Raw genomic sequence first — 25,061 nt, forward strand, 5'->3', positions numbered from 1 at the left:
GGCCGTTGCCAGGGGGTGGGCCCGGTGGCGCGCGCCGTCCGTTGCCAGGGGGGCGGTCTGATGGCGCGTTGCGGCCGCTGCCTGGGGGTCGGTCTGATGGCGGGCGGCGGGCATTGCCAGGGGGTCGGCCCGGTGGCGTGCGGCACCCGTTGCCGGCGGGGCGGACTGATGGCGCGTTGCGGCCGGCGCCAGGGGGGCGGTCTGATGGCAGGCGGCAGCCGCTGCCCGAGAGTCGGCCTGACGGCGGGCGGCAGCCGCTGCCCGAGCGTCGGCCTGCACTTCGGACCCGGCCCGGGTTCCGGCGTCCGCCAGGGCGTCGACCTGGGCGTCATCGTCCACCCTCGCCCCCGAACCGGCCAGTGCGTCGCCGTCCACCCCCGCACCGCTACCCCGTCGCGCGGCGCCGTCGTCCCGCACCATGTCGTCCTCAGCGAGCTGTTCCGAGAGCAGTCGCCACAGGCCCGGCAGTGCGCGGCTGCCTTCTAGCGTGACGGCGGCGCCCCGGCCGCGCAGGTGCAGACCCGTGAGGAGCGGGGTGACGGCGACGCCGGGCCGCAGACGCCACCGCAGCCGCGGCGCGGTGGGAGCTTCGGGGTCCGGGGGCTCTGGCGGCGTACCCGCCGCGGCCGTGGGGGCGGTGGTCATGACGTACCTTCCACGGCCGCGATCACCTCGTCGACGTGGCTCTGCCAGGTGTGCCCGGTGAGCTCCGGCACCGTGCGCACGACCAGGTGCGCGGCGAGGTAACGCTCCAACGGCCGTACGTCGCAGATCTGGAACAGCCGGTAGAGCGCGTTCGTACAGGCCCGGTAGATCAGGTAGTCGGGGCGGCTCCACATCGTCCCGCGCGGGTCCGAGCGGCGCAGCCGGTGGTGGAACTCGCTGTAGCGGGTGCGTACGTCCCTGTCCCAGCGGTCGGCCACCGTCTCGTCGCCGACCGCTGCCGCCCGGTTGCGATATTCGCGCGGGTCGCCCGCGAAGTCCGCGCCTGCCGCCAGCCGTTCCGCGGCGATGCGCCACGCCTGCGCGGACCAGTCGGCCCAGGCGAGTTCCCAGTCGGCCGCCCCGCCGCCCGCGATCCGCCCGACCAGGGCCGTGACCGCCGGTCCTGTCGCCTCCCACCGGCGTTCGAAAGCCGCCCTCAGCCGCCCGTCCGCGTCGTCGTGGACCAGGAAGTCCTCGAGGTGCGAGACAAACGAGTAGTGGCCGCCGATCAGCCCCTGCGGGTGCGCGGTGGCGTGCGCGGCCAGAGCCGCGACCGCGAGTTGCACGCGGGCGGCGGGCGTGTCGCCGTGCCTGCCCAGGAACGCGCACCCGCTGTCGAGCGCCAGCAGGCCCAGCGCCAGCAGATCGTCACGGAGCCGGACCCCGTCGTCCCCGATCAGGGATCGCAGGGACGCCTGGTCCACCGGCTCGACGCGCACGTGGCCGTCCGGTACGAGCGGGCCGTAGGGCGGGGCGATCAGCTCGGCGCGGCCCGCCATCGCGGCTCGGGCGAGGAGTTCCTCCTCGGTGATGTGCGCGGCCGAGGGGTGGTCGGCGGCCCAGGTGTGCAGCGCGGCCGCGGTGCGCTCGGCCGCGGCGGTCACCTGGTGGGGCTCGCCGTACAGGCGGAGCCGTATGTGCGGGCCGTACAGCCAGTGGCGCTCGACGTGTGTGGTCAGGCCCTCGGCGGTGGCCCGGCGGGCCAGCGGCAGCACGGCCTCGCGCAGGAGCGGGGCCTTGTCCTCGCGGTAGTCGTACAGGACGACGTCGAGGGCCCCGGCGGAGCCTGGCGCGGTCGGGTGGTGCGGGGCGGGAGCGGGGGCGGGTCCTGCCGGGGCGTTCATCGGGTGCCTCCTCGGCGGGGTACGGGCGGGCCTGCGGGCCGGGGCGCGGCCCGCCCGGCCGTGCGGTGGCGCGCCGGGCGGTACGTCTCGACGACGGACTCGACCGCGTGGACGGGCTCGCTCCGGCCGCCGAAGGCCGGCAGGGCCTCTTCCAGGACGACGCCCTGGCGATGGCGTGCCAGCCAACTGCGCAGGCAGCGCAGGTGCAGGGCGTTGCCCAGGTCGAGCGGCTGCGGCTTGGGCGCCCGCAGCCCCGCGACGAAGTCGTCGACCACACGCCCGGCCGGCAGCGGCAGCGCCGGGTGCAGGAAGAGCTGTTCCGGCAGGTCGAGCAGGGCCCGCCAGCGGGCCACCGCGGCGGTCGGCACCTCCCGCTCCTCCCCTGCGAGGTCGGCGCGCAGCGCGTCGAGCACGCCCGCGTCGAGGTGCCAGCGGCGCCGGACCAGCACCAGATGGCGATGGCGCAGCCGGGGCGTACGGACCACCTGGCCGCCCGGAGCGGCCACGGCGTGCCGGGGCAGCAGCGGACGGAAGTCCACCATGCCTTCCGGGTGGTCCGAGAGGAACGGACCCAGCCGGGCCGGCAGCATGATCGGGGCGAGGAAGCCGAGGTAGAGCACGTCGAGCGGGTCGCCCGTCGCCCGTACCCGGAAGCGCAGCCGGTCGGTGGCCGGGTCGTGGACGAGATCGATGTCGGCCTCGGCGAGCGCGGTGCGGCCGCGGTCGGGCCCGATCTCCTCGGCGAGCAGCAGCGGGTGGAGGTTGGCGTTGAACCCCCCGACGGGCCGTACCTGGGCCGCCCGTGCGCCCGTGCCGAGGCCGCGCCGGACACGCTCGCCGACGGCGGCCGCGGCACCCGCGGGCATGGCGTCGAGGAAGCGGCTGGTGAACCGGCCCCATCCGCCGTAGACATGGTTGACGCACAACAGCGCCTCGTCGTGGACGCGTTGGACGAAGCAGGAGTAGCTGAGCGGCCGGGCGGCCGTCCAGTCGGGCAGGCGGCCGACGAGGGCGCGAACGCGGTCGGCCGGCAGGACGATCTCGGGTGCCGTGTCCCCGGCCGACCCTGCCGCCTCTCGTGCCAGGGCGGTGAACTCCTCGCGCAGTCGGGCGAGTTCCGCCATCCCGGTGGGGAGTTCGGGGTCGTCGGGCGGTCTGCGTACGAGGCGGCCGGATTCCTCCCAGGCGGCGGCGGTGTCGGCGCCGAAGTCCCATGGGTCGCGGCAGGTGCCGCCTTCCCCGTAGCGGGCGACGAAGCGGTCCCGGGCGACGCGGCTCATCATGTGCCCGAGGTCGAACAGCTCGGCCAGAGAGGTGAGTTCGGTGAGCGCGGCGCGATCGGCGGGGGCGAGCGGGTCGTACCCGGCAGGCGGGTCCTCGTACGGCAGTCCCGTGGTCCGCCGGTCGTGACTCGGTGAGACCGGCGGGCGGCGCGGGGACACGGGAGCGGGGGCGACGACGTCCTCGGTGAGGACCGTCAGCGGGGCCGCCTCGGACGGGACGGCTCGGCCGGTGTCGGCGAGCAGCTCGCGCCAGCAGCGGGCCAGGACGGCGAGCAGAGCCGGGCGCTCGGTGGCGGCGGTCTCCGCGAACTGCCGTGTCTCGTGGGCGAGTCGGGTGATCCGGTCCGCCAGCACGGCGTCCGCGGGCCACTGGCGCAGCCAGTCGGCGAGCGCGAGGAGCGGGGCGGGGTGCTGCGGGTCCACGGGTTCCGCGGGCACGAGCAGCCCGGAGCCGGTGAGCCGTTCCACGAACCCGGCGACGGCGGGGTCGTCCGCCGAGCGGCCCAGGCGGGCGGCGAGTCGGGCGGTCAGCGGGCCGAGGACGAGCGGCCCGTCGGCGAGGAGGGACGCCAGCGTGTCCAGGCCCGGGCGGGCCGCCACCTCCACCTCGTCCTCGCGGGTGACCAGGTACCCGCCACCCGCGAAGACCGCCTCCGCGCGGGCGAAGTGGGCGCGGCCGTCGGCCACTCGTGCGGTACTCGTCATGCGGTGGGGAAGCGTCCGGCGGCGGCGCGGCTCGTCGAGCAGGGCCGCGGTGAGCGCGGCGACAAGGGTGCGGTTCTCCTTGACGACGGAGGTGAGCGGGGAAGCTTCTGGCCCGCCATCCGGCGCACAGACGGCGGCGGCAGCCGCGTCGTCGGTCGGCTCGGCCGCCCACCCGACGGCGGTGAACCACGACCGCGGGCTGGTCTTCGTACTGGCCCGCAGGGCGTGCCGCAGGACCGAGGCCTCTTCCTTGCGTGCCCGCCTGCCGGTCTCGCCCCGGCCGGCCCTGCCGACCGCCCGCAGCAGGTCGGCACTGGTCAGGGCGACGGCCCTGGAGAGGGAGGGGGAACGGCAGAGTTCGGCGAGTGCGGCGCGCTCGGCGGCCAGGGCGGTCGGGACAGCGGCGTCGAGCTCGTCGTGCAACCTGGTGCGCAGCTCCCGCAGGGCGAGCCAGTCGGCGAGCCGCGGCACCCGGTCGGAAAGGGTGCCGAGCCGGCCGAGGAGGGCGGGGCGGGGCTCACGGCCGTTGTGCAGGGCGCGGCGGAGCGGGAGGACCACCTGGCGGTGGAAGTCCTCGTCGTGGCCGGCGCGGGATGCGAAGAGGTCGTCGGACAGGGCGGCCCGCAGGACGGCCTCCCGGGCGGCCAGCGCGGTGAGCCGGGCGAGCAGAACCCGAACCGTGGACGCGGGGGCGGACTCGGCGGGGTACGGGAGCGCGGTCGTCCGGACGAGTGCGTACGGCGCGGTCCGGTCGCACGGCTCCGCCGAGTCGGCGTGATCGGGTGGCGGCACGCGCACCGGGGCCGCGGTCCGGTCGCACGGCTCCGCCGAGTCGGCGCGATCAGGCGGCAGCACCCGCACCGGGGCCGCGGTCCGGTCGCACGGCTCCGCCGAGTCGGCGTGATCGGGTGGCGGCACGGGCACCGGGGCTGTCGGCGGGGCGGAGTACGGCATGACGGGCTCCCGGCGTACGGCTCGGAGGACGGGCGGGATCGGTGCGGCGGGCGGGTATACGCGGATCGCTCCGGCAGGCCGGGCGGGGACTCGCGTAGGGGTCGGCAGGCTGGGCTCGAGGTCGTGCGGTGAGCCGGCTGGACCCGGGCGGAGGAGCGGGCCGACCGCACGGGAGTCGTGGCCCACCGGCCTCGTGGCGAACGAGGCCGGTGGGCGCACTGGTGACGCAGGGCGGGCAGTGTGGGCTGCGCGCGGGATAAGGAGCCGCACGACGCGCTCCGGCGGAGTCGCCCGTCTCAGTGCAACGCCAGGTGTCCCGCAGGGCGGTGCCCGTCAGCTCACCCAGGCGGAGGTCCCAGGTGCGAGGAAGTCCTCGCGGTCGTGGGGCATCTGGGCCCTCTCAGGTTCGAAGGTCGGTGTGCGGGGCGGAACCGGTCAGAGGTCCACGGGCGTGCCCACGGGCTGCGCACACGACGACGAGCCCTGGCACGAGCAGGAGCCCCACGAGGCGCCGTTCTCGGGCAGCGCGGCGGTGTCGCGCAGCGAGGTCACGGTCAGGTCGCTGAGGTCCAGGTCCGTGTCCAGGTCGACGTCCTGCAGTTCCAGGGCGGCCTGCTGGTTCGGGGTGAGGGACATGACGAACTCCCATCGCAGAAAAGGTGAGAACCGGAACGCGCCGATGAGATGGCGGCGCGAGACATGCCGAGTGAGAGGCATGTGCGGAGATTTCGCTCGAAGCTGGAGAAAGCTCCCGAACGGTCATTCGTCGTACAGCAGCGAGTTTGGGTCCCGGGGCAGGCCGGCAGCAAGGCCAATCCGGGCATTGGCCTGTTGTGTTCATCCCGGTTCGCCGTGTCTTGGTACGTGGCGCCACGACGGCACGACCACGTTTGGACTGGAGCAAAGTGAAGACTCCGTGGACATGTGTGTCCCTTGCGAGGGGGATCTTCCCTGCTTGTCCACGACAGGGGTCAGAGCCGTGCCAGGTGGAGGTCACGCCTCCGTCAGCCGTCCGTCAGCCCCTCCGAGCCCGCCCGTGCGGCGCGCCGCGCGGAGGTGACGTACATCCGGCACGACAGGGGTGCACAATCGGTCAACTTCCACCGCGAATCACGTCCCCGCAGAGCCGATCACGGGCTTCAGCGCGCGAAGGGAAGAGGTCAGCACCCCCGCTCGCCGCATTCGCGACCCGGTGTGGACAGGAGAGTGATCGAGGAGTTTCTTCACACCTCGCCATCGTCGGCGCCGTCCCTCGTGTCGCGCTTGACCCAGGTCGCGAACCAGTGTGGGTGGTCCACGAGCGCGTTCATCGACGTCTTCCGCCGGGCGTTCGGATGTACGCCGGGTACGTACTCCAGGTGACTCGCGGCTGGGCCCGGTTGGTGGCCTCGCCGGACCACGGGCCTACTCCCGTGTGAACCCGTGGCTCCGCTCGACCTTGGCCACGTGCAGCGTGTAGCCGGCGTACCACTCGGCTCGCCCGCGTTTCTGCGCCGCGCGATGCTCGGCGTCGGTCCGCCACTGGGTGAGGGCGTCGGCGTCGCGGAAGTACCCGACGGTGATGCCGAGTCCGCCAGGTGTCTGCGCGTGATCCATCCCCAGATACCCCGGGATTTCCTTCACCAGGTCCTCCATGCGCGCGTTGGTCTCGGTGTAGCCGCTCTGATCCCGGGTTCGCACCGTCGTGAAGACAGCCACGTAGTAGGGGGGTTCAAAAGCCTCCACGGGCGCGACAGCCGCCTCCGAGTGATCACTCATGGCGCCACCGTAAGGCGGGACGCCTCGGCCATCCAGGGTCTTTCCTCAACGGCGTGCACAAGGGACCACCAAGAGTGTCCAAGTTCTCACCAGTTCCCTGAATCGGCCGCGAACCCGTCGGCTCACAGAGCGCGCAGGGGACGGGGAACGCCCTGCTCGGCTCGGTGTTCGACCAATTCGCCGTGCAGATAAGGGGGTTGGGAACCAACCACAGGCACGACACAGTCCCGCGGTGCTGTGGCCCCGGCCCCGGGGCCGGAGTCGACGAAGCCAAGTTGAGGACAACGGTTCGATTTCTGTCCCCGTCAGGGGCTGACATCGGGGTCCTGGTGCGCGATAACGTGCGCGCTCGGCCCGATCATCGTACCGTCCGAGGACTGTCATGCCTGATCCCTCCACGCCGCCGGGCGACCGGCCGACGTCGCCCATGCCCTCCCGTGCGACGGCCGAGTCGCGTGCCGGGTCCTTGAGGCGGCGTCTGGTGCTGTCGTCCGTGCTGCCGCCGGGGGTGGTCGCTGTGTCCGGCGCCGTGGCCACCGCGCTGGCGCTCGACGGCCACCTGGACCGGGCGGACCAGGGCGCGGTGTTCGGCGGCGCGGTCCTGATCGGCGCCGTGGCGGCCGGGATCGCGGGCGTACGGGCTGCGGCGGAGGCACGAGCGGTCACCGAGCACTGGGCGGAATTGTCCCGCGCGGCCGACCGGAACCGTGCCGAACTGGCGGAGCTGACCCGTAGCGCAGCCGAGGGCAGGGCCGAACTGGAGTCGCTGTACCGCCGGTTGCGGGCCGGGGAGCGGCCTGTGCGGCGCCGGCCGGAACTGCCCCCGCAGACCGGCCCCGACGACCTCTCCCGTCTCGGATTCGAGATCACCGCGGCCCGGCACGAGGCGGAGGCGGCCCTGCTGGAGACCGCCGCAGGCGCGGTCGGTGCGGAACACAACTCCCGCCTGGAGCAGTTCGAGGTGTTCGCCAACCTGGCGCGCCGCCTGGAGTCCCTGGTGCACCGCGAGATCGCCCTGCTGGACAGTCTCGAGAACGAGGTCGAGGACCCCGACCTGCTCAAGGGGTTGTTCCGGGTCGACCACCTGTCCACCCGGATCCGCCGTTACGCCGAGAACCTGGCCGTGCTCGGTGGCGCGAACACCCACCGCCAGTGGACCCGCCCCGTCGCCCTGACCGACGTGCTGCGTTCCGCCGTCGCCGAGATCGACCAGTACGCCAGGGTCAAGCTGGTCCCGCCCGTCGACGGGACGGTCAGCGGGCACGCCGTGGTCGACGTCGTCCATCTGCTGGCCGAACTGGTGGAGAACGCGACGGTCTTCTCACCGCCCCAGACCACCGTGCACGTGCGGGTGGAGCCCGTCGCCGCGGGCGTGGCGATCGAGGTCGAGGACCGGGGCCTGGGCATGTCCCCGGCCGAACGCAACCAGATGAACACCATCTTGAGCGCACCCGACAAGGTCGCCCTCGGCGAGCTGCTGCAGGACGGCCGGATCGGTCTGTACGTGGTCTCCGTCCTGGCGCAGCGGCACGATGTCGCGGTGCAGTTGCTGAGCAACGTCTACGGCGGCACTCAGGCCGTCATGGTGCTGCCCAACGCTCTGCTCGGCCCGCAGCCGGCAGCTCCGGCGCCCGCGCACCACACCGCTCCGGCCCCTGGCGCGGCGCCGGGGGAATCGGCGGAGCCCGAGGCGGTGGACCCCGGGACGTCGGTGACCCCCGTCGGTGCCGATGCCCGCGTGTCGGATTCCGAATCCCAGCCCGAGCCGGTGCCCTCCGACGCGGAGGGCGACCGACCGCTGTTGCCTCAGCGCCGCCGTCAGGAGCACGCCGAGGCACAGCCCCGACCGGTCCGCAGCGCCGGTGCCTCCGAGGACATCGCACACGACCCGGGTCTGATGGCCGCGTTCCAGACCGGTCTGCGCAGGGCCGAGGAAGCGGAGACGCCCTGACAGCCGAGTCCGCCCTGAAGGCCGGGGCCCCGTCCTGCAAGCCGTTTCCTTCCGTCGAAGAGGAGTACACGATCGTGGCGAGCGAAGACCTTTCCTGGCTGTTGACGGGCCTGGTGAACCGGGTGCCGCACACCCGGAGCGCCTTGTTGCTGTCCTCGGACGGGCTGGTGAAGGCAGCGGAGGGGCTCGACGAGGACGAGGCGGACCGGCTGGCCGCGCTCGCCAGTGGGCTGTACTCCCTGGCGCGTAGCGCGGGCCGGCACTTCGACGACGGCGGTGACGTGCGGCAGATCGTGACGGAGCTCAGCAACTCGCTGCTGTTCGTCTCGGCCGCCGGGCGCGGCGCGGTGCTGGCGGTGCTGGCCGGGCGCGACGCGGACGCGGCGGTGCTGGGCTACGAGATGGGGATGCTGGTGAAGAGCGTGCGCCCGCACCTGGCTACAGCGCCCCGGCACCCGGTGGCGTAGCCGATGGCGCCGGTCCTCCCGGACGGACCGCTGGTCGACGAGGCGGCCGGACGGTTGGTCCGTCCCTACACGGTGAGCGACGGCCGGACCAGGGCCACGTTCCACTTCACGCTGGTGACCATGGTGCGGGCCACGGGCGCCCAGACACAGGGCACCTTCGGCCTGGAGCACGCGCGGGTGCTGGCCCTGTGTGAACAGCCGGTGAGCGTCGCCGAGGTCGCGGCCCGGATGCAGGTGCCCTCCGCCGTGGTCAAGGTGCTGCTGTCCGATCTGGCCGAGGGTGGCGCGGTGGTCGCGGGTGACGCGCCGCCGACGACCTCGGACCACTACGCACGACCTGACCGAGATCTCCTGGAAGCGGTACGCGATGGCCTCCTCAAACGACTGTGACCAGCTGCCCGCCGAAGTCCTGCCGGTGGGAATCAAGGTGCTGGTCGCGGGCGGGTTCGGCGTGGGAAAGACCACCTTCGTCAACGCGCTCAGCGAGATAGAGCCGCTGAGCACCGAGGAGATGCTGACCGTCGTCAGCGCGGCCACGGACCGGCTGGACGGGGTGCAGGACAAGGCCACGACCACGGTGGCCCTGGACTTCGGGCGGATCACGCTCGGCCCGGCCCACATCCTGTACCTGTTCGGCACGCCCGGGCAGGAGCGGTTCTGCTTCATGTGGGACGAACTCTCCGAGGGCGCGCTCGGGGCGGTGGTTCTCGCCGACACCCGCAGGCTGGAGCACTCCTTCGCGGCGGTGGACTTCTTCGAGCGGCGCGGCATGCCCTTCGTGGTCGCCGTCAACGAGTTCGACGGGGCCCACCGCTACCGCGGGGAGGAGGTGCGGAGCGCGCTCGACCTCGGTCAGGAGGTGCCGGTGCTGCTGTGCGACGCCCGCGTCCAGAGCTCGGGCATCCACGTGCTGCTCGGACTGATTCAGCATCTGCTCACGACAAGGAGTTCTCATGGCAGCGACACCGACCACTCCCTCCTCCGGGCCTGAGTCCGGGATCGCCCTGCGCCACCTGCTCCTCCCACCGGAGGACCCGCAGGTGCGTGCCCGATCCGAGCGGCTGCGCGAGCTGGGCATCGACGCCCGTCCGGATGCGGACCTCGACGCCTTCGCACGGGAACTGGCACAGCGCACCGGCGGCTGCTACGCGGGGGTCAACTTCTTCCTCGACGCCGACCGCCAGTACTTCGCGGGCCTGTACAGCGCAGCGCAGGACACCACGGCCCACGTGGGGCCGCCGTTGCTGGAGGAACCGGTGCCTGGCCGCGTCATGCCCCGCGACATCGACATGGGCATCTGCCCCCATGTGGTCAAGCGCCGCCGGGCGCTGGTGCTCGAGGACATCCGAGACTTCCCGCGGTTCGCCGGTAACCCGGTGGTCGACGCGATCGGCGTCCACTCGTACCTGGGCGCACCGCTGATAGACAGCACGGGCGTGGTGCTCGGCACGATCTGTGTGGTCGACCAGGACCCGCAGCCGTGGGGGCGCGAGGGGCTGGAGACCATCAAGACCATGGCCGCGCAACTGGTCGAGCGGCTGGAGGAGTCGGCGCGCCGTCGCGGCTGACCGACGCCGCCGGACCACGGCGAGCAGGCCTTCGCCCCCCATCTCGGACACCGGCGGGGACGGCGACTTTGCCGTCCACCGGCCCACTACGACCACGAGACGGCCCCGCGCCCTGGGCTGCCGCACGGGGTTCCGGCATGGGTCCCTGTACGGCCTGGGCCGCTCCGGCGTGCTGGTCATCGGCACCCTCGACCCGCTGGACGGCTCCCTCGCCGTCACCATCACCGCGTCGACGGTCCGCCCGTTCCGGCTGTGGTTCCCGCTGCCGCCGACCGCCGACGCGCTGCGGGTCGCGATCGGTTCGGCCGTGGCCGACGAGGAGTGGTTCGACGACATCCACGGGCTGCCCGAGTGGCGGCGCCACATGACGTACCGGTACGCGGAGGAGATCCGCAGGGAACTGGCACAGGAGGACGGCGGAAGTTCCTCGACGCACCGGGATTCCAGTGCGGCTTCTGCACGGCCGGGTACCTGATGACCACGGCCGCCCTGGACGAGGAGAAACTGGACGACCTGCCCCGGGCGTTCAAGGGCAACCTGTGCCGCTGCACGGGATACCGGGCCATCGAGGACGCCGTACGCGGTGTGAAGAACACCGAGGAACCGGCCCCGGTGAATCCGTCGGGCGCAGCCTGCCCGCCCCGGCCGGCCCCCAGGTCGTCACGGGCACCGCCCGCTACACCTTCGACATCGACGTGCCCGGTCTGCTGCACATGAAGCTGCTGCGCTCCCCGCACGCGTACGTCGGTCAGCGTGTGGCGGCGGTCGTCGCCGACAGCGAAGGGGCCGCCGAGGAGGGGCTGCCGGCGCATCGAGGTGACGTACGAGGTGCTGCCCGCCGTGGTGGATCCCGAGGAGGCGATGCGGCCGGGCGCACCCGTGGTCCACGACAAGGACGCCAAGACCCATCGGATATCCCGCCCCGAGAACAACGTGGTGGGTGAGGCGCACGGCGAGATCGGCGACATCGAGGCCGGATTCGCCGAGGCCGACGCCGTGTACGAGGACACCTACCGCACCCAGCGGGGGCAGCACGCCAGCCTGGGGACGCACGGGGCCGTCGCCTGGTTCGACGAGGACGACCGGCTCACCGTGCGCACCAGCTCGCAGACCCCGTTCCTCACCCGTCGAGCGCTGTACGCCCTGTACGACCTGCCGCCGGTGCGGGTGCGGGTGATGGCGGGCCGGGTCGGCGGCGGGTTCGGCGGCAAGCAGGAGATGCTGGTCGAGGACGTCGTGGCCCTGGCCGTGCTGAGCTGCGCCGCCCGGTGAAACTGGAGTACACGCGCGCGGAGCAGTTCTACGGCGCCACCACCCGCCATCCCTTCACGATCCAGGTGAAGGCGGGCGCCCGCCGCGACGGCGTCCTCACCGCCCTCCAGCTGCGGGTCGTGGCGAACACGGGCACGTACGGCAACCACGGGCCGGCCGTGAAGTTCCACAGCGTCGGCGAGTCCATGGCGATCTACCGTGCCCTGAACAAGAAGGTCGACGCCTACTCGGTCTGTACGCACACCGTCCCGGCCGGCGCCTTCCGCGGCTACGGCCTCGGCCAGGTGATGTTCGCCGTCGAGTCCGCCTTCGACGAACTGGCCCGGCGTCTCGGCCTCGATCCCCTGGAGTTCACGGCCCGCAACGTCATCGGCGCCGACGAGCCGATGATCACCCCGGGTGGGCACGAGGAGGACCTGCACATCGCCAGCTACGGACTCGACCAGTGCATCGGGATCGTGCGCCGGGCACAGGCGGAGACCGGCGCCGGCCTTCCCGCCCCGGAGGGCTGGCTGGTCGGCGAGGGCGCGGCCCTGGCGATGATCGCGACCGGCTCGCCCGGCGGCCACATCGCCGACGCCAGGGCCACCCTGCTGCCCGACGGCACCTACGATCTCGCCGTCGGCACGGCCGAGTTCGGCAACGGCACGACGACCGTGCACCAGCAGATCGCGGCCGGCGAACTCGCCACCACCGTCGACCGGATCAGCATCCGCCAGTCCGACACCGACGTCGTACGGCACGACACCGGCGCCTTCGCCTCCACCGGCACCGTGGTCGCGGGAAAGGCCACTCTCCGCGCCTCCCGTGCCCTCGCCGACATGCTCCTCGACTTCGCCGCCGCCCACCTGCGCGTCCCGCGCGCCGACTGCCGGCTCGCGGAGGAGGCCGTCCTGCATCCCGGCGGGCGCCTGCTGCTGAAGGAGCTGTACGCCGCCGCGCGCGCCGTCGGTGTCGTAGTCGCCGCCGACGGGAACTTCGGGGGCACCCCGCGCTCGGTCGCCTTCAACGCCCAGTGGTTCAAGCTCGCCGTCGACCCCGGCACCGGCGAGATCCGCATCCTGCGCAGTGTGCACGCGGCCGACGCGGGCAAGGTCATGAACCCGACGCAGTGCCGCGGCCAGGTCGAGGGCGGGGTCGCCCAGGCGCTCGGCTCGACGCTCTTCGAGAACGTCCGCATCGATGCCGACGGCAGGCTCGAGACGTTCACCTTCCAGCAGTACCGGCTCCCGCAGTACGCCGACGTCCCCCGCACCGAGGTCCACTTCATGGAGACCGCGGACGCCATCGGCCCGCTGGGCGCCAAGTCGATGAGCGAGAGCCCCTTCAACCCGGTCGCCCCCGCCTTCGCCCTGCGCGACGCGACGGGCATCCGCTTCACCGAACTGCCCTTCACACGCGACCGGGTGTGGCGGGCACTGCACGAGGCGGGCAGGAGGGGTGAGACGTGAGCGGCTCGTCGTAGGACGGCGGTCGCCTCGCCGGCCACCCGTGCGCAAAGAGACGGCCGCCGTGTGGGCCGCCTCGCGCGCGGGAGGCCGACGCCTGCCGACCGCCACCGGCGGTGAGCCCTCACATTCCGCGGTTGCGGTGTGTGCGTGGGGTGTAACCCCAGACCCTCCCGGTGTGTGACGGGCCCGAAATTCGATCTTCCTACGGTGCTGGTCGTGGAGCTGCCCGCCGCCGGCGGGACGGCCCGGGACGGTACACGTGCGGCGGGTTGGAGTATCGGTGGCAGCTGGCTCGAAGGGCGGCGGCGTCCGCACGGTCTGCTCGTACTGCGGGGTCGGTTGCGGGATCGTGCTGGAGGTCGGGCTAAACCCCGCCGACGGCCGGCGACGTGCGTCGAAGGTCTCCGGTGACAAGGAGCACCCCACCAACTTCGGCCGTCTGTGCACCAAAGGGGCCACGAGTGCCGACATGATGGCCGCGCCAGGACGGCCGGCGAAGGCCCTGGTGCGCCCCGAGCGTGGCGCCCAGCCCGTCGAGACCGATGTGGACGAGGCCATCGGGGCGGTCGCCGGGCGGCTGCGGGCGATCCTGGACGAGCACGGGCCGGACGCCCTGTCCTTCTACGTGTCCGGGCAGATGTCCCTGGAGGCGCAGTATCTGGCGAACAAGCTGGCCAAGGGCTTCGTCCGGACCAACCAGATCGAGTCGAACTCCCGGCTGTGCATGGCCAGTGCGGGCTCCGGTTACAAGCTCTCGCTGGGCGCGGACGGCCCACCCGGCTCGTACCAGGACTTCGACCACGCGGACGTGTTCTTCGTCATCGGCGCCAACATGGCCGACTGCCACCCGATCCTCTTCCTGCGCATGATGGACCGCGTGAAGTCGGCCGGCGCCAGGTTGATCGTCGTGGACCCGCGCCGCACCGCCACCGCCGACAAGGCCGACCTCTTCCTGCAGATCAGGCCCGGCACCGACCTCGCCCTGCTCAACGGCCTGCTGCACCTGCTGGTCGCGAACGGCCACACCGACGACGAGTTCATCGCCGAGTTCACCGAGGGCTGGGAGGAGATGCCCGGCTTCCTCGCGGACTACCCGCCGGCCAGGGTCGCGGAGATCACCGGCGTCCCGGAGGCCGACATCCGGCAGGCCGCCTGGTGGATCGGCGAAGCCGGCGAGTGGATGAGCTGCTGGACCATGGGGCTGAACCAGTCCACGCACGGCACGTGGAACACCAACGCGCTGGTCAACCTGCACCTGGCCACCGGCGCCCTCTGCCGCCCGGGCTCCGGCCCCTTCTCGCTGACCGGCCAGCCCAACGCCATGGGCGGCCGGGAGATGGGCTACATGGGTCCCGGACTGCCCGGCCAGCGCTCCGTGCTCGACGAGGCCGAGCGCGCCTTCATCGAGGAGTTGTGGAAGATCCCCGAGGGATCCCTGCGGACGGAGGTCGGACGCGGCACGGTCGAGATGTTCGAGCGGCTGGCCACGGGCGGCATCAAGGCGTGCTGGATCATCTGCACCAACCCCGTCGCCTCGGTCGCCAACCGCAAGACCGTCATCGCCGGTCTGGAGGCCGCCGAACTCGTCGTCACGCAGGACGTGTTCGCCGAGACCGAGACCAACGCCTACGCCGACGTCGTGCTGCCCGCGACGCTGTGGGCGGAGTCCGACGGCGTCATGGTCAACTCCGAGCGGAACCTCACCCTCGTACAAGGTGTCGTCGACCCGCCCGGACAGGCGCTGCCCGACTGGCAGTTGATCGCCCGGGTGGCCTGCGCCATGGGCTTCGCCGACGGCTTCGCGTACGACTCCGCCGAGGAGGTCTTCGAGGAGCTCAAGCAGGCGTGGAACCCCAGGACGGGCTGGGACCTGCGTGGCGTGACCTACGAGCGGCTGCGCACGACACCCGTCCAGTGGCCGGCCCCGGACGCCGGCGGCCCGGATCGCAACCCGATCCGCTACCTCAACGACGGAGTCAGCCAGACCCTCCTGGAACGCGAGGACGGCACCCGCCCCCGCCTCCTCTTCCCCACGGCGAGCGGACGTGCCCGGTTCTTCGCCCGCGAGCACCTGCCCGCCGCCGAACTCCCGGACGACGACTACCCGTTCGTCCTCAACACAGGCCGTCTCCAGCACCAGTGGCACACGATGACCAAGACCGGCAAGGTCGCCCGGCTCAACAGGCTCGACCGCGGTCCGTTCGTGGAGGTCCACCCCGAGGACGCCGGGGCTCTGGGCATCGCCGAGGGCGACCACGTGGAGGTCGCCTCCCGCCGCGGCCACGCCGTCCTGCCCGCCGTGATCACCGACCGGGTACGGCCGGGTACCTGCTTCGCGCCCTTCCACTGGAACGACCTGTACGGCGAGTACCTCAGCGTCAACGCCGTCACCAACGACGCCGTCGACCCGATCTCCTTCCAGCCCGAGTTCAAGGCCTGCGCCGTCGCCCTCGCCAGGACAACGGCCCCCGTTCCCGAGCCCCGCCCGAGCGACCGGCCCGAGGAGAGCGCGCCCGTGTCCCCTGCGCCCGTGCCCGTGGCGGCCGCCACCGTGGCAGGTACCCCGGCGGACTCCCCCGTGCACGCGCTCGCCGCGCTGTTCGGTGCGGCCGGCCTCGTGCCCGTGCCCCTGGCCGAGCCGGAGCGCCGGTACCTCTCCGGTTTCCTCTCCGGCCTCGCCGTGGCCCCGCCCGACGGGCGTGTCCCGGTCCTGCCGCCGGGCGCCCCCTTCGACCCGGACCGGGCACTGTGGGTCGACGGCGTCCTCGCCGGGATGTTCTCCCGCACCGCCACCGCCGGGCCCGCCCAGGTGAGCGCCCGGACATCGGCGCCCGCCGCCGGTACCGCCGTACCGACCCGTCGTCTGGTGATCCTGTGGGCCTCGCAGACCGGCAACGCCGAGGAGTTCGCCGCGGGCGCCGCCGGACGCCTGGCCCAGGGCGGCCGGGCCCCCGAACTGCTGCCGATGGCCGAAGCGACCCCGGCCCGCCTCACCGCCGACGACGACGTCCTCGTCGTCACGAGCACCTTCGGTGACGGCGACGCCCCCGACAACGGCGCCGCCTTCTGGCAGGCCCTCTCCGGCCCCGACGCGCCGCGCCTGGAAGGGCTCCGCTTCGCCGTCCTCGCCTTCGGCGACTCCGCCTACGACGACTTCTGCGGCCACGGCCGCCGGCTCGACGAACGCTTCGGAGCGCTCGGCGCCACCCGTCTCCTCCCCCGCACCGACTGCGAACCCGAGTTCGAGGAGGCCGCCGAGCAGTGGCTCGGCCAGGTGATCGCCGCCCTGACCGCGGCCGACGACCGGCAGCCCGCGCCCGCGGGCACGACCGAGGCGACCGACCCGGAACCCGCCGCGACGTCTGCCGTCGACGCGACCACCCCGGTCGTCGCCTCCCCGCCGCCCGCTCCCGCCGGCTACACCAAGGCGGCACCGTTCGCCACCCTGCTGATCGGCAACAGGTTGCTGAGCCTGCCAGGATCCGAGAAGGAGGTACGGCAGTTCGCCCTCGACACCCGCGACGGCGAACTCGCCTACGACGCAGGTGACGCACTTGGCGTGTGGCCGGTCAACAGCGCCTGTCTCGTCACCGAATGGCTGGCGCTGACAGGGCTGGACGGCGAGGAGGCCGTCGACCTCGGCGACGGTGCGCCCCTGCCGCTCCACGAGGCACTGCGCACGCGCCTGGACATCTCCCGCATCACCACGGACCTGCTCAGGTTCACGGCGGACCGCACCGGCAGCCACGACCTGAAACGACTGCTGCGGCCCGACAACAAGGACGCGCTGGCACAGTGGAGTTGGGGCCGTCAGGCCGCCGACGTCGTCGCCGAGTTCCCCGTCCGCGCCCCCGTCGCGGACTGGACGGGTGTGCTCAGGCGACTCCAGCCGCGCCTGTACTCCATATCGTCCAGCCCTCTCGCCCACCCCAGCGAGGTCCGCCTCACCGTCTCCGTCGTCCGCTACTCCAACGACCTCGGCCGTGAGCGCAGGGGGGTCTGCTCCACCTACCTCGCCGACCATGCCGACGACGGTCCGGTCCAGGTCTTCGTCCAGCGCTCACCGCACTTCCGCCCGCCCACCGACCCCGCCACCCCGATGATCATGGTCGGCCCCGGTACCGGTGTGGCACCCTTCGTCGGCTTCCTGGAGGACCGCCAGGCCCGCGGCCACACCGGACCCAACTGGCTCTTCTTCGGCGAGCAGCGCAGGACCACCGACTTCTACCACCGTCAGGACCTGGAGGCGCACCAGGCATCGGGCCACCTCGACCGTCTCGACCTCGCCTTCTCCCGCGACCAGCGCAACAAGATCTACGTCCAGGACCGGATGCGCGAGCACGGTCCACGCGTGTGGCAGTGGCTGCAGGACGGCGCGCACCTCTATGTGTGCGGCGACGCGGGACGCATGGCCAAGGACGTCGACCGGGCGCTCAGGGACATCGTGGCCGCACACGGCCACATGGACACCGACGAGGCCGCCGCGTACGTCAGGCGCCTGTCCGCGGACAAACGCTACGTCCGCGACGTGTACTGACGGCACCCCTCCCCCCCCCGGGACCGGGGCTAGGTGGCGAAAGGCACCCGCGCGCTTGTCGCTACCTCCAACATCCCATGTTCGGACACCTCCGCACGCGGCCGACGTACGAGGGGTCACTGGTGATCGTGCGCGCGACCCTGTGAGGAGGCGGCCATGTGGTTGAAGACCAAACCAGGCGGCCCATATCGAGAAGTCACCGCACCGCGCGGGTGAAGTCCACGACCGCTGGGAAGCAGCCCAGTTTGCCGTCGCCTCCGAGCGGGGAACTCTGGCCGGAACCCGAAGGCGTCCCGCTGCAGGAGGCATCGATGACGGACGAGCAGGACGACCGCTTCGACGTGGTGGTGCTCGGTGCCGGGCCGGGGGGCTACGTGGCCGCGATCCGCGCCGCCCAGCTGGGCCGGCACGTCGCCGTCGTCGAGCGAAAGTACTGGGGTGGCATCTGCCTGAACGTGGGCTGCATCCCGACCAAGGCCCTGCTGCGCAATGCCGAGCTGGCACACGTCTTCACCCGCGAGGCGAAGACCTTCGGCATCCGCGTCGACGGGCAGGTGTCCTTCGACTACGGCGAGGCGTTCCGCCGCAGCCGGAAGGTCGCCGACGGGCGGGTCAAGGGCGTGCACTACCTGATGAAGAAGAACCGGATCACGGAGATCGACGGTCACGGCGCCTTCCTCGACCCGCACACCCTCCAGGTGTCCGGCTTCGACGGCGACACCCGCACCATCGGATTCGACCACTGCGTCATCGCCACCGGCGCCACACCCAAACTGCTGCCCGGCACCCGTCGTACCTCCCGCGTGGTGACCTTCGAGGAACAGATCCTCGCCGAGGAACTGCCGCAGTCGATCATCGTCGCGGGCGCCGGCGCGATCGGCGTCGAGTTCGCGTACATCCTGCACAACTACGGGGTGAAGGTCACGATCGTCGAGTTCCTGGACCGCCTCGCCCCGCTGGAGGACGCCGAGGTCTCCGCGGAGCTCGCCAAGCAGTACCGAAGGCTGGGCATCGAGGCGCTCACTTCCACCCGTGTCGACTCCATCGACGAATCGGGGCCCCTGGTCCGCGTCACGGTCACCGGAAGTGACGGCTCCCAGCAGGTCCTGGAGGCCGACAAGGTCCTCCAAGCGCTCGGCTTCAGCCCCAATGTGAGCGACTACGGCCTGGAGAACACCGGGGTGCAGGTGTCCGAGCGCGGCGCGATCGACGTCGACGGCCGCTGCCGTACGAACGTCCCGCACATCTACGCCATCGGCGACGTCACCGCGAAGCTGATGCTCGCGCACGCCGCCGAGGCGATGGGCGTGATCGCCGCCGAGACGCTCGCGGGCGCGGAGACCATGGAGCTGGACTACGCGATGATCCCGCGGGCCACCTTCTGTCAGCCGCAGATCGCCAGCTTCGGCCACACCGAGGAGCGGGCACGCGAACTGGGCTACGACGTGCAGGTGGCGAAGTTCCCGTTCACCGCGAACGCCAAGGCGCACGGCCTCGGCGACCCCACCGGCTTCGTGAAGCTGATCAGCGACGCGAAGTACGGTGAGCTCATCGGCGGGCACCTCATCGGCCCGGACGTCACCGAACTGCTGCCGGAACTGACCCTCGCACAGCAATGGGACCTCACCGTCCATGAGATCGCCCGCAACGTCCACGCCCATCCCACGCTCGGCGAGGCTGTCCAGGAGGCGATCCACGGCCTGGCCGGACACATGATCAACCTCTGACACGAGCCGATCGCCGAGCACGGCCGTCTCTGTCACGGGATCCGCCTGCCCACCAGACGTCGGACCTACCGGAGCGACGCGGACAACCGCCCGACACGGGACCGGACGATGGTCTCCATCGACGTCGAAAACGCCCGGTTCACGTGACATCGGTGCCGCCGGCGGCAGGCACCGATGTCACGCCGACGTCACCTGGCAGGGGCGTGTCCGGGCGCAAGAAGCGGTCCGGGCGCCGGAGGTGAGAGCATCCGTCCCATGAAGGTTGCAGACCGCCGGACGGCACGGTGGTGGGCGGCGCTGCGCCGGACACCGGTTGCCGTCTGGGACGACGACGTCACGGACTGGGCCGCCGCGCTGACCTACTACGCGGTGCTAGCCCTGTTCCCGCTCCTGCTGGTACTCCTCTCGATCCTGGGGCTCACCGTGCCCACGGCCAAGCCGGAGGTCATCGACCGCATGGCGCAGGCCGCTCCGGTCGCCTCCCGTGCGCTGCTGCGCAGCACCCTGCGGCAGATGTCCGGCCAGTCGTCAGCGGCCTGGACGCTGGTGTTCCTCGGGGGCTCGGCAGCCCTGTGGTCGGGGTCCAGCTATCTGAGCGTCTTCCGCCGGGCGCTGCACGCCATGCATCGGATCGACTCGCACCGGCCGGTCCTGCGGACCGCGCCACGCATCATCGCCACGGCCCTCGTACTGATCACCCTGCTTCTGACATCCACCCTGGCGCTGTTCCTCACCGGCAGTCTTGCCCGGCGCCTGGACCGGGCGCTGGATCTGGGCACCGGGCCCCAGGTCGTCTGGGACGCGGTTCGGTGGCCGGTCGTGGCGGCGGTCGCCGTCGCCCTGGTGCTCGTGCTGTACCGCTCCGGCCCGGCGGCCTCCCGCCCCGTGGGAAAGATGGCGCCGGGCGGCACGCTGGCGGTGGCGCTGCTGCTGGTCGTCTCGTTCGGATTCGCCGTCTACACCTCCCATGTCGGCACCTATCACCGCCTGTACGGTTCGCTGGCCGGTGTCGTGGTCTTCCTGATCTGGCTGTGGCTGTCCAACCTGGCCCTTCTGGTCGGCGCCCAGTTCAACGCGGAGCTGGCGAAGCCCGCTCGTGGCGAAGGAACCGATCGCCCGTCACCTGCGACGGACCGCCCCTAGCCGACGGCGGGCTCCGTACGGGCCGGTGCCTTTCATGGATGGTCAGAAGGCTGCCGGGGCCTACGACTTCCAGACCACCCGTGCCGGCCCAACCGTGTCCTGCCGACCCATTGTGTTGTGCCTTGTGCCCCCTTACTGTTCGACTTTGCCTGAGTGTGTTTGATGCTGATTGCTCAGGCGGTATGGAGGCCGCAGTGCGGAGAAACCAGATCGGTTCGGAAGCTGCGAGACCCGGTCGCCGGCGGTGGTGGAGGGCGGCCCTCGCGACGGCCGCGACCATCGCCCTGGCCGCGGGCATGACCGCGCCCGCCGCGGCGCACGACGACGGCGGGCAGGCACCCGCCGCACCGTCCGCCGCCGGTCCGCGGGCGCACACGGTGAGTCTCGACGGCTACTCGTTCCTCGTCGACGGCAAGCGCACCTACCTCTGGTCCGGCGAGTTCCACTACTTCCGGCTCCCGAGTCCGGACCTGTGGCGCGACATCTTCCAGAAGATGAAAGCCGCCGGGTTCAACTCCACCTCGCTGTACTTCGACTGGGGTTACCACTCGCCGAAGCCGGGTGTGTACGACTTCAGCGGGGTGCGTGACGTCGACGGGCTTCTCGACATGGCCCAGGAGGCCGGGCTCTATGTGATCGCGCGCCCGGCGCCGTACATCAACGCCGAGGTCGACAGCGGCGGCCTGCCCGGCTGGATGACCACCAAGGCCGGGCACAACCGCAGTGACGACCCGCGGTTCCTGAAGTACGCCGACGAGTGGCTGACCCGGATCGACCGGATCATCGCCCGCCACCAGCTGACCAACGGCACCGGTTCGGTCATCGCCTACCAGGTGGAGAACGAGTACTACAAAGGCTCGGACGCCGGCCGCTCCTACATGAAGCACCTGGAGGACAAGGCGCGCGCCGACGGCATCACGGTACCGCTGACCGGCAACAACAACGGCACCTTCAACTCCGGTACGGCCGCCCTGGACGTCGACGGACCGGACTCCTATCCGCAGGGGTTCAACTGCTCGAACCCCGCGAAGTGGAACGGCGTGCCCGACATCAGCTACGACCACCCCGCCGGCAAGCCGCTGTACTCGCCGGAGTTCCAGGGCGGCGCCTTCGACCCCTGGGGCGGGCCGGGCTACGACAAGTGCGCCCAGCTGATCAACGACCAGTTCGCCAACGTGTTCTACAAGCAGAACATCGCCGTCGGCGCCACCGCGCAGAGCTTCTACATGACCTACGGCGGCACCAACTGGGGCTGGCTGGGCATGCCGGAGAACTACACGTCGTACGACTACGGGGCGGCGATCCGGGAGAACCGCCAGCTCGATCCGAAGTACTACGAGGACAAGCTGATCGGGTACTTCACGCAGGCCGTCGCCCCTCTCACGAAGACCGAGGCGATCAGGGCCACACCGCCGGACGACTCCGCGGTCGTCGACACCGCCCGGATGAACCCCGACACCAGGACGCAGTTCCACGTGCTGCGGCACGGGAACTCCACCTCCACGGCGGTCGACAGGACACACGTCTCGCTGGACTTCAACGCCCAGCCCTCGGCGGACACCACCTACACCTGGGACGACCCCGACTCCGCGCTGCAGTACGCCGGTTCGTGGTCGCACGTCGCCGACCAGAGCTACACCGGGGGCGACTACAAGCACACCGAGTCGTTCTCGAACAAGGCCGGTGACTCGGTCACCGTTCCCTTCGACGGCACCGCGATCCGCTGGATCGGCTCGAAGACCGGCAACCACGGCTACGCCGACGTCTATCTCGACGGCGTCAAGGCGGCCACGGTCGACGACTCCGGCGGCGAGGACCAGGCGGTGATCTTCCAGAAGACCGGCCTGTCGCCCGGAGCGCACACACTGAAGATCGTCGTCAACGGGAACCACAGTTCGGGGTCCACGGACAACTACGTGTCCATCGACGCGGTCGACGTGCCGGCGGCCGACTCCTCGCAGCCGACGTACCCCGTCGTACCGCAGCAGCCCGGCACCGCGATCACCCTCGACGGGCGCGACTCGCACGTGATCGTGGCGAACTACCGGCTCGGGGACTCCCAGTTGCAGTACTCGACGTCGGAGATCATGACCCACGCCGGCATCGGCGACCGGGACGTGGCCGTGCTCTACGGTGACCCCGGCAGCGACGGCGAGACCGTGCTGCGCTACTCCTCCAGGCCCACCGTGACCAGCAGCGGCGGCACGGTCACGACCACCTGGGACGCGGCCACCGGTGACCTGCGGCTGAACTACGCACACAAGGGCCTGATCCGCATCGGCATCAGCGACGGCGGGCGGCGCCCGCTGCTGCTCCTCGTCGGCGACAAGGCCACGGCGGAGACCTTCTGGCGGCAGGACACGGCGACCGGCCCGGTGCTCGTGCGCGGCACCCATCTGCTGCGTACGGCGACCAGCCGGGACGGTGGCCGTACCGTGGCGCTCACCGGCGACAACGCCGATGAAAAGAACATCGAGGTGTTCACCTCGGCCAAGCATGTCACCTGGAACGGCAAGGCATTGGACACCCGGGCCACCGACACGGGGAGCCTCACCGGGAGCATCCCGGTGGCGGCCCCGATCCACCTGCCGTCGCTGACGAACTGGAAGCATGCCGAGGAGTCCCCCGAAGCGGCCGCCGCTTTCGACGACTCAAGCTGGCAGGTGGCCGACGGGACGAGCACCGAAAGCGTCTCCGGTGTCAACTCGCTGCCAGTGCTCTACGCGGACGACTACGGCTTCCACACCGGCAACACCTGGTACCGCGGCCGCTTCCACGCCACGGGCAAGGAGACGGGCGTCCACCTGGTCTCGGACTCCGGCGGCCAGGCGCAGGCATTCTCCGCCTGGCTCAACGGCACCTTCCTGGGCAGCTCCACGACCGGCGGCGCCGACTTCGCCTTCCCGGCCGGCTCGGTCAAGTCGAAGGGCGACAACGTCATCTCCGTGCTCACCGTGAACATGGGGCACGAGGAGGACTACGACTCGACCAACGGCAACAAGACCGCGCGCGGCCTGACGAGCGCCTCCCTCGTCGGGGCGCCGCTGACCGCCGTCACCTGGCGGCTGCAGGGTGTACGGGGCGGCGAGGACCCGCAGGACACCGTGCGCGGCCCGCTCTCCACGGGCGGCCTGTACGGCGAGCGGGCCGGATGGTCCCTGCCGGGCTACCCGGACGGCGGCTGGAACCAGGTGACCCTGCCGACGACCGACACACGGCCCGGGGTCTCCTGGTACCGCACCGACGCCGACCTGGACCTGCCGCACGGCCAGGACACCTCGCTGGGGCTGACGTTCACCGACGACCCGTCACGCGAGTACCGTGCCACGATCTTCGTGAACGGCTGGCAGGTCGGCAACTACGTCAACTACCTGGGCCCGCAGCGCAGTTTCCCGGTGCCCGACGGCATCCTGGATCCGAACGGCCACAACAGCATCGCCGTCGCCGTGTGGAACCTGGACGGCAGCACCGGCGGACTCGGCAAGGTCTCCCTCACCGACTACGGCAGCTACGCGTCGTCCCTACGCGTCGCGCAGAACGACAGCCCCCGCTACGACCACCGCACGTACGTCATGCCGAAGCCTCCGGGAGTGGGTGTCACCCTGGACGTGCCGAACACCGCCCGGTCGGCGCAGGCCTTCACAGCTGAGACGACGGTACGCGTGCCGGAGGACCGGCCGCCCGCCTCCCGTCTGACGGCCTCGCTCTCCGCGCCCGACGGCTGGAGCGTGAGCGCCGCGAGCCCCCCGTCGGTCGAGCGTCTGCGACCTGGCGGTTCAGCGACCTTCACCTGGAAGGTCGAACCGCCGGACGGGAAGCTGCCATCCGCCTCGGCGCTCACCGCCACGGTGCACTACCTGCAGGCCGGGCGAAGCGCCGCAGGCGGTGACGAACGCATCGTCGAAGGGATCCCGCCGGCTCCACCGGCCGGCAAGAGCGCGGTGAGCGACCTGCCGTTCCTGTCCTCCACCAACGGGTGGGGGCCGGTGGAGCGCGACAGCAGCGTCGGCGAACAGGCCGCCGGAGACGGCCGTCCGATCCGTGTCGCCGGCGTCGGTTACGCCAAGGGCCTGGGCACCAACTCCGTCAGCGACGTCGAGCTCTACCTCGCCGGGAACTGCTCTCGGCTGACCGCGGACGTCGGTGTCGACGACGAGACGGGGGGCGCGGGGACGGTGACGTTCTCCGTGATCGCCGACGGCAGGACCCTGGTGACCACGCCGACGATCCGCGGCAGACAGTCCGCGGTGCCGATCGACGTCGACGTCAGCGGCGCCCAGGTGGTCGACCTCGAGGTCGGTGACGCCGGCGACGGCAACGGCAACGACCACGGAGACTGGGCGATGCCGACGCTGACGTGCGGCTGACGGAGCGTCCGTGACAGTGGGCCGGCGCCGAGGCCCACTGTCACGGACC

At 71.7% G+C, this 25,061-nt stretch carries 14 protein-coding genes and 3 pseudogenes; 13 read left to right on the forward strand and 4 right to left on the reverse strand.

The genetic code is table 11. From position 1 onward, the window contains the following. Window positions 1-204 precede the first annotated feature (204 nt). Window positions 205-486: a hypothetical protein gene (locus tag ACZ7FF_RS37500; RefSeq protein WP_470818256.1), complete on the forward strand. Its 282-nt coding sequence runs from the start codon at window positions 205-207 to the stop codon at window positions 484-486. Window positions 487-641: 155 nt separating this feature from the next. On the opposite strand, the gene ACZ7FF_RS37505 is transcribed toward ACZ7FF_RS37500, so the two are convergent. The 3 genes from ACZ7FF_RS37505 to ACZ7FF_RS37515 form a co-directional block, all read right to left on the reverse strand. Further along, a complete protein-coding gene (locus tag ACZ7FF_RS37505) occupies window positions 642-1,829 on the reverse strand; it encodes a lantibiotic dehydratase C-terminal domain-containing protein (RefSeq protein ID WP_470818257.1) in 1,188 nt (395 codons plus the stop codon). Further along, window positions 1,826-4,771 carry a lantibiotic dehydratase gene (locus ACZ7FF_RS37510; protein WP_470818258.1) on the reverse strand — a complete coding sequence of 982 codons (2,946 nt, stop codon included), beginning with the start codon at window positions 4,769-4,771 and terminating at the stop codon, window positions 1,826-1,828. The genes ACZ7FF_RS37505 and ACZ7FF_RS37510 overlap by 4 nt, the downstream gene beginning before the upstream one ends. Window positions 4,772-5,206: 435 nt before the next feature. Continuing rightward, a complete protein-coding gene (locus ACZ7FF_RS37515; protein WP_470818259.1) occupies window positions 5,207-5,407 on the reverse strand; it encodes a thiazolylpeptide-type bacteriocin in 201 nt (66 codons plus the stop codon). A 627-nt stretch (window positions 5,408-6,034) separates the two neighbouring features. Between ACZ7FF_RS37515 and ACZ7FF_RS37520 the strand changes: the two are divergent. Continuing rightward, window positions 6,035-6,133, forward strand: a pseudogene (locus ACZ7FF_RS37520) (AraC family transcriptional regulator); the annotation flags it as partial. Between the two features lie 42 nt (window positions 6,134-6,175). Here the strand turns inward: ACZ7FF_RS37520 and ACZ7FF_RS37525 are convergent. Further along, entirely contained in the window at window positions 6,176-6,529 is a 354-nt protein-coding gene (locus ACZ7FF_RS37525) for an antibiotic biosynthesis monooxygenase family protein (protein WP_470818261.1), read from the reverse strand. A 382-nt stretch (window positions 6,530-6,911) separates the two neighbouring features. Between ACZ7FF_RS37525 and ACZ7FF_RS37530 the strand changes: the two genes are divergently transcribed. The 11 genes and pseudogenes from ACZ7FF_RS37530 (at window position 6,912) to ACZ7FF_RS37580 (ending at window position 25,012) form a co-directional block, all read left to right on the forward strand. Beyond that, window positions 6,912-8,480: a sensor histidine kinase gene (locus ACZ7FF_RS37530; RefSeq protein WP_470818262.1), complete on the forward strand. Its 1,569-nt coding sequence runs from the start codon at window positions 6,912-6,914 to the stop codon at window positions 8,478-8,480. A 74-nt stretch (window positions 8,481-8,554) separates the two neighbouring features. Next, window positions 8,555-8,947: a roadblock/LC7 domain-containing protein gene (locus tag ACZ7FF_RS37535; protein ID WP_470818264.1), complete on the forward strand. Its 393-nt coding sequence runs from the start codon at window positions 8,555-8,557 to the stop codon at window positions 8,945-8,947. A gap of 3 nt (window positions 8,948-8,950) precedes the next feature. After that, a complete protein-coding gene (locus ACZ7FF_RS37540; protein WP_470818265.1) occupies window positions 8,951-9,337 on the forward strand; it encodes a DUF742 domain-containing protein in 387 nt (128 codons plus the stop codon). Continuing rightward, entirely contained in the window at window positions 9,315-9,938 is a 624-nt protein-coding gene (locus ACZ7FF_RS37545; RefSeq protein WP_470818267.1) for a GTP-binding protein, read from the forward strand. The genes ACZ7FF_RS37540 and ACZ7FF_RS37545 overlap by 23 nt, the downstream gene beginning before the upstream one ends. Beyond that, entirely contained in the window at window positions 9,901-10,515 is a 615-nt protein-coding gene (locus tag ACZ7FF_RS37550) for a GAF domain-containing protein (RefSeq protein ID WP_470818268.1), read from the forward strand. The genes ACZ7FF_RS37545 and ACZ7FF_RS37550 overlap by 38 nt, the downstream gene beginning before the upstream one ends. Before the next feature lie 100 nt (window positions 10,516-10,615). Further along, window positions 10,616-10,990 (forward strand): annotated as a pseudogene (locus ACZ7FF_RS37555) (hypothetical protein); the annotation flags it as partial. Further along, window positions 10,930-13,238 (forward strand): annotated as a pseudogene (locus ACZ7FF_RS37560) (molybdopterin cofactor-binding domain-containing protein); the annotation flags it as partial. The pseudogenes ACZ7FF_RS37555 and ACZ7FF_RS37560, both read left to right, overlap by 61 nt. Before the next feature lie 280 nt (window positions 13,239-13,518). Further along, window positions 13,519-17,775 carry a molybdopterin-dependent oxidoreductase gene (locus ACZ7FF_RS37565; protein ID WP_470818270.1) on the forward strand — a complete coding sequence of 1,419 codons (4,257 nt, stop codon included), beginning with the start codon at window positions 13,519-13,521 and terminating at the stop codon, window positions 17,773-17,775. Between the two features lie 311 nt (window positions 17,776-18,086). Then, the gene (lpdA, locus tag ACZ7FF_RS37570) at window positions 18,087-19,502 is read left to right on the forward strand and encodes a dihydrolipoyl dehydrogenase (protein WP_470818272.1); all 1,416 of its coding nucleotides are present in this window, start codon (window positions 18,087-18,089) and stop codon (window positions 19,500-19,502) included. 255 nt (window positions 19,503-19,757) lie between these two features. Further along, window positions 19,758-20,645, forward strand: coding sequence for a YihY/virulence factor BrkB family protein (locus tag ACZ7FF_RS37575; protein ID WP_470818273.1), 888 nt, complete (start codon window positions 19,758-19,760; stop codon window positions 20,643-20,645). A 296-nt stretch (window positions 20,646-20,941) separates the two neighbouring features. Further along, entirely contained in the window at window positions 20,942-25,012 is a 4,071-nt protein-coding gene (locus ACZ7FF_RS37580; RefSeq protein ID WP_470818274.1) for a beta-galactosidase, read from the forward strand. Window positions 25,013-25,061 lie beyond the last annotated feature (49 nt).

The organism is Streptomyces sp. NPDC037126 (genome assembly GCF_055605965.1).

What these genes read in the sequence shown, in the direction of transcription:
- ACZ7FF_RS37500 (WP_470818256.1), top strand. Translation starts at nt 205, where the DNA reads ATGGCAGGCGGCAGCCGCTGCCCGAGAGTCGGCCTGACGGCGGGCGGC.
- ACZ7FF_RS37505 (WP_470818257.1), bottom strand. Translation starts at nt 1,829, where the DNA reads ATGAACGCCCCGGCAGGACCCGCCCCCGCTCCCGCCCCGCACCACCCG.
- ACZ7FF_RS37510 (WP_470818258.1), bottom strand. Translation starts at nt 4,771, where the DNA reads ATGCCGTACTCCGCCCCGCCGACAGCCCCGGTGCCCGTGCCGCCACCC.
- ACZ7FF_RS37515 (WP_470818259.1), bottom strand. Translation starts at nt 5,407, where the DNA reads ATGTCCCTCACCCCGAACCAGCAGGCCGCCCTGGAACTGCAGGACGTC.
- ACZ7FF_RS37525 (WP_470818261.1), bottom strand. Translation starts at nt 6,529, where the DNA reads ATGAGTGATCACTCGGAGGCGGCTGTCGCGCCCGTGGAGGCTTTTGAA.
- ACZ7FF_RS37530 (WP_470818262.1), top strand. Translation starts at nt 6,912, where the DNA reads ATGCCTGATCCCTCCACGCCGCCGGGCGACCGGCCGACGTCGCCCATG.
- ACZ7FF_RS37540 (WP_470818265.1), top strand. Translation starts at nt 8,951, where the DNA reads ATGGCGCCGGTCCTCCCGGACGGACCGCTGGTCGACGAGGCGGCCGGA.
- ACZ7FF_RS37545 (WP_470818267.1), top strand. Translation starts at nt 9,315, where the DNA reads ATGGCCTCCTCAAACGACTGTGACCAGCTGCCCGCCGAAGTCCTGCCG.
- ACZ7FF_RS37550 (WP_470818268.1), top strand. Translation starts at nt 9,901, where the DNA reads ATGGCAGCGACACCGACCACTCCCTCCTCCGGGCCTGAGTCCGGGATC.
- lpdA (WP_470818272.1), top strand. Translation starts at nt 18,087, where the DNA reads ATGACGGACGAGCAGGACGACCGCTTCGACGTGGTGGTGCTCGGTGCC.
- ACZ7FF_RS37575 (WP_470818273.1), top strand. Translation starts at nt 19,758, where the DNA reads ATGAAGGTTGCAGACCGCCGGACGGCACGGTGGTGGGCGGCGCTGCGC.
- ACZ7FF_RS37580 (WP_470818274.1), top strand. Translation starts at nt 20,942, where the DNA reads ATGACCGCGCCCGCCGCGGCGCACGACGACGGCGGGCAGGCACCCGCC.